Here is an 8,815-nt window from a genome sequence, read left to right as displayed (position 1 = left end):
CTGGAAAGCTACGCCGCCACGGGCCTGCTCAACCGCGAGCCAAAGGGGTCACTTTTGGGCGCCGATCGGGGGGCCCGTTTGGATGCCGATTGACAACCAAAGATCGTCCTCGGACGCTTGTTCCACCTCCTCAGCATTGAGAAAGCGAGCATCAGAATTATCAAGAAAAGCTGGCGCTTGAGGCTTCATATCTGCAAAATACTGCTATTTTGCAGATTACCCAAGGGTTTTGTGAGAATGCATTTTCACGCTCTATATAGCACGCGCGGGTGATGGTCGGCGACGGCTCTCTCATCGCACTCAGCCTATGGAAACCAAGGGCTTTCCGTTGAACCGGGCCACAGAGAGCGCCCTTGCATCTGTTTACAATCGGTCGTTTATTAGTGGTATGTGAAACTGCAAACGGCCTGTTTTGATGCCCCTGATCGGCTATGCGCGCGTCTCAACCGAGGATCAGACCCCCCTGCCCCAGTCGCAGGCCCTGAAATCCGCAGGCTGCGTCGAGATCCACGAGGAGCAGGCCTCGGGCGGAAACCGCGCGCGGCCCGTGCTGGCCCGGGTGCTGGAGCGGATCGGCAAGGGCGACACGCTGGTGGTGGTGCGCATCGACCGTCTGGCGCGGTCGCTCTCCCACCTCCTCGAGGTGATCGAACGGCTGGAGGCCAAGAACGCCTTCTTCCGATCGCTCACCGATCCGATCGACACATCCTCCCCGCAGGGTAAGTTCACCCTCCAGGTCCTCGGCGCCGCAGCTGAGTTTGAGCGCGCCCTGATCCGCGAACGCACCAAGGCCGGCCTGGCCAGCGCACGAACCAAAGGCCGGGTTGGCGGCAATCCGGGCCTGCGCGTCCGGGATCCGGCGGCGCTGCGCAAGGTGCGGCTGGCCCGGCAGGACGGCTATATGGAACGCCTGAACGAGACGGCGCAGGACTGGGTGCCCCATGTCCGCCGCCTGCGGCCCGACTTGGCTTGGGAAGATGTGGTGCGCATCGTCAACGGCCCCCTGCCCCGCGAGCGGCATTGGACGCAAAGCCGACTCCTGCGCGCGGTCAACGCCTATGTCCGGGACGGCTTCCTACCGCCCACGGTACTGGACCGCGCCGGCCGCCGCGAAATCGACGACCGCCTGCCCGCCATTGTCGCCGCCATCAAGGGCGCGGACCCCGAGATCACGCTTCAGGCGATCTGCACCAGACTGGAAGCGATGCGCGAGCGCACGCCCCGCGGGCGGACAAGCTGGCAGCCGTCATCCGTGAAGATGCTGCTGGAGAGGGCTGAGAGACTGGGGCTGCTTGAGTAGTCGCGCTACCTTGCAAATCCTCCACGACATGGAAGGATTACAAGGCTGTGGTCAGGACCACGCTCAGTAGCTGTCCGGTCATGTAAAGGGGTTGACGATGCGAAGCTGGCCTTCGACCAGCAGGCCATCTTGCATGTCCTCGCTCCACAGCGTGGTGCAGCCCGCAACCAAAGCGCTGGCCACGATCATGGCGTCGTAGATCGAGAAGCCGTAGCGTTCCGCCAAGGCGCGGCCGACGTCGTGGGTCTGAAGGGTCAGGTCTTCGACGGGGCACAAGGCGCGAATGCCCTCAAGAAACGTCCCTGCTTCCTCCCACCTCAGGCCAGCCTTGCGGCGACAGTTCACCAGCGTCTCGTTCAGGACCTGAACGCTGATCCGGGGCCCCTGCCCCAGGATGACCTCGGCGCGATCGGCCTTCGAGCCGGTGTCGAGCAGGTAAAGAACGACATTCGTGTCCGCGAACTCAGCGCTCATGCGCGTCATCGCGGCTCAGGCGTTCCGCAGCGGGCAGCTTGCCCCGGAAGCGGCGCAGACCCGTCAGCACCTCATCCGCGCGCGCCAGACGACGGACTCTGACCTGGCCGTCGTCCTTGACCAGGTCGATCTGATCGCCTTCCTTGAGGCCAAGTTCGCGGACAAGCTCAGCGGGCAAACGGACGGCAAGCGAGTTGCCCCATTTCGCGACCTGCATCGTGACCTCCTGAGTGGATATACGATCAAGAATGTATATCATGCTGGTTGCATGGGCAACCCTGTCCACGAGCCCAGGCTACTCTTGTGCGTCACGCAGTGGCTGACACCAGATTTAGAAAGAGCTTGCACGAATCTGAGTCCTCCGGCAATAGTCACGGAAAAGGGCGACTAAACGCCAAATTCCGTGAACACGCCACGGGCGCGCGAGGGCAGATGAGCAGAGCCGATACACAGGAAGACCTGAACGCTGTGATCCGTCAGCATTCCGAGGTGCTGGCGGCGCAACTGCATTCGCAGCGTGAGAGCCTGTTCCCGCCCGACGCATCCAAGTCTATGCGCAAATTCACCTCTGGGGAAGCTGCTGCTCTGCTGGGTGTCAACGACTCATACCTCCGAAAGCTTCACCTTGATGGCAAGGGACCGTCGCCAGAAGTTTCATCGGGGAACCGGCGGCACTACTCAGCTGACGATATCCATAACTTACGAATTTTGTTGGAGAAAACGGCTCGAAAGCCCGGAGATTACCTGCCCGGTCGTCGCGCCGGTGACCACCTGCAGATCATCGGCGTGATGAACTTCAAGGGTGGGTCCGGAAAGACGACCTCCTCGGCGCATCTCGCCCAACGGTTGGCCCTCAAGGGTTACCGTGTCCTGGCAATCGACCTCGATCCGCAGGCTTCGCTTACGGCGTTGCATGGGGTTCAGCCTGAGTTTGACTTGCTGGACGGCGGCACGCTCTACGATGCGATCCGTTATGAAGACCCGGTTCCGATCGCCGCGGTGATCCGCAAGACATACATTCCGAATCTCGACCTGATTCCTGGGAATCTCGAACTGATGGAGTTCGAGCACGAGACGCCACGGGCGCTGTCTCGCGGCAACGCGGGTTTGTTCTTCTTCCGTGTGAAGGAGGCGCTGGCGCAGGTCGATGAGCGGTATGACGTTGTCGTCATCGACTGTCCTCCGCAGTTGGGGTTCTTGACCATGTCCGCGCTGTCGGCCGCGACAGGCGTTCTCGTGACGATCCATCCCGAGATGCTCGACGTGATGTCGATGAGCCAGTTCCTCAGAATGACGGCCGACCTGATGGACGTCATTGCCGACAGTGGGGCTGACATGTCGCATGACTGGATGCGGTATCTCTTGACCCGGTATGAGCCGACAGACGCACCGCAGAACCGTATCGTCGCCTTCTTGCGGACGATGTACGGCGACAAGGTTTTGAACGCGCCGATGCTCAAGTCGACGGCCATCTCGGATGCCGGTTTGACCAAGCAGACCCTTTACGAGGTCGAACGCAGCGCGTTCACCCGGACGACCTATGACCGGGCCATTGAAAGCCTGAATGCGGTCAACGACGAGATTGCCCAGCTCATTCAGAAGACTTGGGGGCGCTGATGACCGACAGCAAGAAGAAGCGCATGTCCATGCTGGATAGTCTTGCAGCGGCGGGGACGCCCCCTGCTCCCGGTAGCATGATGTCTAGCAATCGGGCCCTGCGGTCGGCGCGTGATGCTGTCGATGCTCACCATGTTTGGGAGCTCGATCCGGCTGAGATCCAAGACGAGCGATACTCGGATCGCCTCGACCCAAAGGATGTGCACGATCTTCGCGCGTCGATTGAACAAAACGGGCAGACTGTGCCCATCCTTGTTCGGCGCCATGCGACCGAGCCCAATCGGTATCTCCTCGTCTATGGACGCCGCCGTCTTGAGGCCATTCGTGCCTCCGACAAAGTGAGCAAGGTGCGCGCCCTCATCGCTAACCTGGACGATACGGCGGCACTGCGCGCTCAAGTTTCAGAGAATACTGGTAGACGTGACCTGAGTTACATCGAGCGCGCCCTCTTCGCTCAGGAACTGCTCGATAGTGGCTTTGGCTCGCAGGCACAGATTGCCGAAGTGCTCAACGTGACCCGTTCGGCGGTATCGATGTCGATCTCGGTTGCCAAGGCGATCGGAACTGCACTGGCCCATGCAATCGGACCGGCGCACGGCGTCGGCCGTCCCAGATGGGAAGCTTTGGCCAAGGAGCTTGCCGACAGCCGGATCGAGAACGACGATCTCTCCCGAGTTGCTCTTGATGTTCGCGCCAAGGCGGCCGCGAACGAAGAGGCGGATGAGGATCCGCAGGTTGATCCTTCGGTGGCGGCTTTTGAGGCCGTTGCGCGGCACGTAAAAAAGAGTGTGAGCTCGACGCTCGGCAAGAAGCCGAGATCGAAGACCACTGCCCTTGTGATCGATGGCACCCCCGTGGGCGCTATCAAGAGATCTGGCCGGGCGCTTCGCCTGGACCTGACGGATGTGGATGATGCCTTTGCGGAGTGGCTTGATGCCCGCGCGCAGGACGTCCTCGAAGAGCTTCACGATCGCTGGAAAGGCGAGACATGAAGAGAGGCAGAGCAGCAACAAAAAGGAGGCACGGTACAGGCTAAAGAAAAGGTCCCGCAAAGCTTGCGCTCCACGAGACCCCAACTTTGATCTTAGCACTTTCAAGGTAGTGGGCCGGCGCGCAAACCGCAAGTCATATGTGATTCGCGGACCAGCTTTTCTATGCCTTCGTGAATGACATCATGGAGTACACACCGATTTCGCCGTTTATGCGGCCGATCTCGCATGCCCATCTGCGCGTGGTCGAGCGGCCTGAGGCGTCTGTTCCGGGCAAGCCCGTCAACAAGTGGGAGCTCCTTCGCGAGCTGTCCAAGGCGCAGGCGGCCTTTGGGGTTTCCGAACGCGATCTGACCGTTCTGCAGGGGCTTCTCAGCTTCTTTCCGGATGACGCGCTTGGCGGGAATACCGAGATGGTCGTCTTCCCGTCGAACAAGGCAATCTGCGAGCGGCTGAACGGCATGCCCTGCTCCACGATGCGCAGGCACATTGCCCGCTTGGTGGATGCTGGCTTGCTCATGCGCCGCGATAGTCCCAACGGCAAGAGGTATGTCCGCAAGCATGGCGAAGAGCGCGTGGCCTTCGGCTTCGATCTCTCGCCGCTCTACTGCCGCTCCGAAGAGGTGGCTCGAGCCGCAGAGGCCGTGCGCGAGGGCGAAGACCGAGTGCGGCGACTGCGGGAGGTTGTGAGCCTCATGCGGCGCGATCTCGCCGCCCTGGCGGAATTTGGAGAGGAGATCCAGCCGGGCCTTGGCCTCTGGGATCAGCTGCGTGACAAGGCTGTCCTGACAGCGCGCGCCCTGCGCCGCAAGCTGACGCTCGATGAGCTCTTGGCGTATCGGGCAGATCTCGAAGCTCTTCTCGATCATGCACGCAACGTCATTGATGGCCCTGAAACAGAAGAAATGAACACCAATGATGCCAGTTTTGAGCGTCACCATCATAATTCAAATGAAGAATCTATAGATCTTGAACCTGCCTTAGAAAAAGGCGGGGCGGCGGCCGGCGCGCCAGATGTTGAAACGGATGCGCCTGGTGCTGACGTGGAAGAAGCCGACGCAAGACGCGTACCGAAGATCCCGCTCCATCTGGTAATCGCGGGCTGCCCGTCGCTCAAAACCTTTTACCAGGGCGACATCCGCCACTGGCATCAGCTTTTCGACGCGGCTTGCCATGTACGGCCGGCCATGGGGATCAGTGTGTCCGCTTGGGAAGAAGCGCAACGGTTCATGGGGCCCGAGCAGGCATCGATCGTTGTTGTCGCCATGCTGGAACGCTTTACCGACATCCGATCGCCCGGCGGATACCTCCGTGCGCTGACTTCGAAGGCGGCGGCGGGCGAGTTCTCTTGCGGGCCGATGGTCATGGCGCTGATGTCCCGGCGAAACGCGGCGTGATGTTCACAGCTGTGAACATTCTCCCCGTCGACGCCCCAATCGACGAAGTTCACAGCTGTGAACTCTCTGCGCCGTCTGATGAGCAACCAGCAGACAGAGGGAAAGGTTGGGGGTTTGAGGGGTGACGGGAAGTGAGATCGGGAGAGTGGCTTCCGGCGCCCGTCGTGGAGAAGATCTGATGGCGAAAGCAGCCCAGAAAATCACGCTGTCCCCCTCGCGGGACATCCCCTTCGACAAGCTCGTCCTGAGCCAGTCCAACGTACGGCGCATCAAGGCTGGCGTCTCAGTCGAGGAACTGGCCGAGGACATCGCGCGACGCGGGCTCTTGCAGGGATTGAACGTCCGGCCCATGCTCGATGCCGATGGGGTCGAGACCGGCATGTTCGAGATCCCGGCCGGTGGCCGCCGCTTCCAGGCGCTGTCGCTGCTGGTGAAGCAGAAGCGGCTGGCCAAGACCGCGCCGATCCCCTGCATCGTTCGGGATGCCGCGTCGGATATCCTGCCCGAGGACGACTCGCTGGCGGAGAACATGCAGCGCGTCGCCCTGCACCCGCTGGATCAATTCCGCGCCTTCGTGGCTTTGCGCGAGAAGGGTCAGGGCGACGAAGCGATCGCGGCGGCCTTCTTCGTCACGCCCCAGATCGTGAAGCAGCGCCTGAAACTCGCGTCCGTGGCCCCTGCCCTTTTGGAAGTCTATGCCGAGGATGCCATGACGCTCGAGCAGCTGATGGCCTTCACGGTGAACCCGGATCATGCGCGTCAGGTGCAGGTCTGGGAAGCGGTGAAGAACTCCTGGAACAAGGAGCCCTATGCCATCCGGCGCATGCTGACCGAGGCCTCGGTTCGGGCTTCGGATCGTCGCGCGGTCTTCGTTGGTGTCGATGCCTATGAGGCGGCGGGCGGTGTTGTCCTCCGTGATCTCTTCCAGGGCGACGACGGTGGCTGGCTGGAGGACCCTGCCCTGCTCGACCGCTTGGTCGCCGAGAAGCTCCAAGCTGAAGCCGAGGCTCTGGCCGCCGAGGGCTGGAAGTGGATCGAGGTCGCGACCGACCTGCCCTATGGCTACAGCCACGGTCTGCGGCGTCTGGCCGGTGATCCCGCCCCGATGACCGACGAGGAACGCGCGGCCCATGCGACGCTCCTCGCCAAGTATCGTGCGCTGGAGGAGGAGTACTCCGGCCAGGACGAATATCCCGAGGAGATCGATGCCCGGCTCGGTCAGCTCGAGATGGCGATGGAAGCGCTCGAGCAGCGGCCGCTGATCTACGATCCGGCCGAGGTCGGGCGCGCGGGCGTCTTCGTCACGCTTGATCGGGACGGCAGTCTCGCGGTGTATCGCGGCTATGTCCGGCCCGAGGACGAGCCGCGCGAGGAGACCGCGGTTCAGGATGCCGATGGTGCGGATGTCATGGGGCAGGGGGGTGATGTCGGTGTTTCCAGTTGGAAACCGTCGGCGACCTCCGCCGGGGGCACGGTCATCACCTCGGGTGGTCAGCCGATCGGTGCCGATCCGACCGAGGAGGACGATGACGGCGCGATGAAGCCGTTGCCCGAACGGCTGGTCATAGAATTGACCGCCCACCGGACCTTGGCGTTGCGTGAGGCCATCGGACGTTCGCCGGACGTCGCGCTGACGCTCCTGCTCCTGAAGCTGGTGACGGATACCTTCCGCACCTCCTCTGCCTCGGACAGTTGTCTCGAGGCCTCGGTGCGTCACGTCTACATGTCGGCGCAGGCGCCCGATCTGAAGGACAGCATCGTGGCGAAGCTGGTCGATGAGCGGCACGCCGCTTGGGAGGCCGATCTGCCTCTTGGTGACGATGCCGCGCTCTGGGACTATCTGACGGTCCTCGACCAGGGCAGCCGTCTGGCTCTGCTGGCGCATTGCCTCAGCTTTGGGATCAACGCGCTCCATGAGAAGGTGAACCCCTATGGTGCGGGCATCTCCGCCAACGGTCTGACGCGCCGCATGGCCCATGCCGATCTGGTGGCCCGCGCAGTCGATCTCGACATGGTCGAGGCTGGTTGGGAGCCGACGGTCGATGGCTACCTCAACCGCGTGCCCAAGGCTCGGATCCTCGAGGCCGTGCGCGAGGCGAAGGGGGAGGGGACCGCGCAACTTCTCGATCACCTGAAGAAGGGCGAAATGGCGACCGAGGCCGAGCGGCTTCTCAAGGGCAGCGGCTGGTTGCCCGAGGTCCTGCGCCGGGTCGATCTCGCAGCGCGCGACGGCGAGGCGATCGCAGAAGGGCAGGGGGAGGATGCGGCAGAACCCGAGGATGTCGATCTCCCGGCTTTCCTGACGGCTGATTTGCCCGACGGCAATGCGTCGATGATGGCGGCAGAGTGATCTGAGCCATCCGGGGGGGCGGGGGTGCCCGCCCCCTATCTCACAAAATACAGCAATATCAATACGATGAATGCGAATATTCGCATTCGGGATGAGGAATCATGTCTGCAACAACCATCATCGACACAGCCCCTCTCGGGGCGCTCATTCGCTACACCGACGGCAGTCCCAAGCCGCCGGCACGGTTCACGAAGAAGCTCGCGGCCTGGGAGCGTTCGAACGGCGTCGGTCGACTCGTGAAGAAAGAGCCGCCCCGGGTCTATCTGACCTGGACCGCTCCGGCCTCCTTCACGCTGCATGAGGGGAATTTCTCCTCGGACGGGGTCATCCTCGTCACCATCATGCGCAGCCACTCGGCGGACAGCCGGCTGGTATTCGAGGTCGACGAGGAGCCGAAGCCCGGGCAGGTCCGCGTACTCCTGGACTTCGGAGGCAACACCGAGCTGCTGCATCTTGCGGAGTCGATCACCGCGGCCGAGCTCTGGATCGCGCGGGAGGGCTACCGAAACGCGCGGCTCGAGATCGTCGGTGCCGAGGACGGCGATAGGGCAGGGGGCGCGGACCTGGCCGCCTGAGCCCTGACAAGGCGTGAGGGGCCCACCCATGTGCGGGCCCCTCACCGACCACATGAACCTCGTCCCGCGATGCCGCGGGGCGCAGAGTTATCCATCCCCCAATTCGGAGGTTT

At 62.5% G+C, this 8,815-nt stretch carries 8 protein-coding genes; 6 read left to right on the top strand and 2 right to left on the bottom strand.

Translation table 11 applies throughout. The features are described 5' to 3' along the window. Window positions 1-415: 415 nt before the first annotated feature. Window positions 416-1,300, top strand: coding sequence for a recombinase family protein (locus tag C8N34_RS23910; protein ID WP_107754763.1), 885 nt, complete (start codon window positions 416-418; stop codon window positions 1,298-1,300). Window positions 1,301-1,378: 78 nt separating this feature from the next. Here C8N34_RS23910 and C8N34_RS23905 read toward each other — a convergent pair whose 3' ends face one another. Together C8N34_RS23905 and C8N34_RS23900 are read right to left on the bottom strand one after the other, a co-directional pair. Next, window positions 1,379-1,774: a PIN domain-containing protein gene (locus C8N34_RS23905; RefSeq protein ID WP_107754805.1), complete on the bottom strand. Its 396-nt coding sequence runs from the start codon at window positions 1,772-1,774 to the stop codon at window positions 1,379-1,381. Beyond that, window positions 1,764-1,991 carry an AbrB/MazE/SpoVT family DNA-binding domain-containing protein gene (locus C8N34_RS23900; RefSeq protein ID WP_018065893.1) on the bottom strand — a complete coding sequence of 76 codons (228 nt, stop codon included), beginning with the start codon at window positions 1,989-1,991 and terminating at the stop codon, window positions 1,764-1,766. Before C8N34_RS23900 ends, C8N34_RS23905 begins: the two co-directional genes overlap by 11 nt. A gap of 215 nt (window positions 1,992-2,206) precedes the next feature. Here C8N34_RS23900 and repA point away from each other — a divergent pair, with 215 nt between their 5' ends. The 5 genes from repA to C8N34_RS23875 all read left to right on the top strand — a co-directional run bounded on the left by repA (window position 2,207) and on the right by C8N34_RS23875 (window position 8,702). After that, window positions 2,207-3,391: a plasmid partitioning protein RepA gene (gene repA, locus C8N34_RS23895; RefSeq protein WP_107754764.1), complete on the top strand. Its 1,185-nt coding sequence runs from the start codon at window positions 2,207-2,209 to the stop codon at window positions 3,389-3,391. Continuing rightward, window positions 3,391-4,383, top strand: a complete 993-nt coding sequence (repB, locus tag C8N34_RS23890) for a plasmid partitioning protein RepB (RefSeq protein WP_107754765.1) — start codon at window positions 3,391-3,393, stop codon at window positions 4,381-4,383. The genes repA and repB overlap by 1 nt, the downstream gene beginning before the upstream one ends. 182 nt (window positions 4,384-4,565) lie before the next feature. After that, window positions 4,566-5,777, top strand: coding sequence for a plasmid replication protein RepC (repC, locus tag C8N34_RS23885; RefSeq protein ID WP_107754766.1), 1,212 nt, complete (start codon window positions 4,566-4,568; stop codon window positions 5,775-5,777). A gap of 178 nt (window positions 5,778-5,955) precedes the next feature. Beyond that, window positions 5,956-8,127, top strand: coding sequence for a ParB/RepB/Spo0J family partition protein (locus C8N34_RS23880; protein ID WP_108130787.1), 2,172 nt, complete (start codon window positions 5,956-5,958; stop codon window positions 8,125-8,127). A 101-nt stretch (window positions 8,128-8,228) separates the two neighbouring features. Continuing rightward, window positions 8,229-8,702 (top strand): hypothetical protein, encoded by a 474-nt coding sequence (locus C8N34_RS23875; RefSeq protein WP_108130786.1) that lies wholly within the window; start codon window positions 8,229-8,231, stop codon window positions 8,700-8,702. Window positions 8,703-8,815 lie beyond the last annotated feature (113 nt).

The sequence above is a fragment of the Gemmobacter caeni genome (assembly GCF_003054195.1).
Lineage (GTDB): Bacteria > Pseudomonadota > Alphaproteobacteria > Rhodobacterales > Rhodobacteraceae > Gemmobacter > Gemmobacter caeni.
This window is presented reverse-complemented; position numbering and strand designations above follow the sequence as displayed.

Excerpts from the sequence above, each read along its gene's own strand:
- C8N34_RS23910 (WP_107754763.1), top strand. The coding sequence starts at position 416 with ATGCCCCTGATCGGCTATGCGCGCGTCTCAACCGAGGATCAGACCCCC.
- C8N34_RS23905 (WP_107754805.1), bottom strand. The coding sequence starts at position 1,774 with ATGAGCGCTGAGTTCGCGGACACGAATGTCGTTCTTTACCTGCTCGAC.
- C8N34_RS23900 (WP_018065893.1), bottom strand. The coding sequence starts at position 1,991 with ATGCAGGTCGCGAAATGGGGCAACTCGCTTGCCGTCCGTTTGCCCGCT.
- repA (WP_107754764.1), top strand. The coding sequence starts at position 2,207 with ATGAGCAGAGCCGATACACAGGAAGACCTGAACGCTGTGATCCGTCAG.
- repB (WP_107754765.1), top strand. The coding sequence starts at position 3,391 with ATGACCGACAGCAAGAAGAAGCGCATGTCCATGCTGGATAGTCTTGCA.
- repC (WP_107754766.1), top strand. The coding sequence starts at position 4,566 with ATGGAGTACACACCGATTTCGCCGTTTATGCGGCCGATCTCGCATGCC.
- C8N34_RS23880 (WP_108130787.1), top strand. The coding sequence starts at position 5,956 with ATGGCGAAAGCAGCCCAGAAAATCACGCTGTCCCCCTCGCGGGACATC.
- C8N34_RS23875 (WP_108130786.1), top strand. The coding sequence starts at position 8,229 with ATGTCTGCAACAACCATCATCGACACAGCCCCTCTCGGGGCGCTCATT.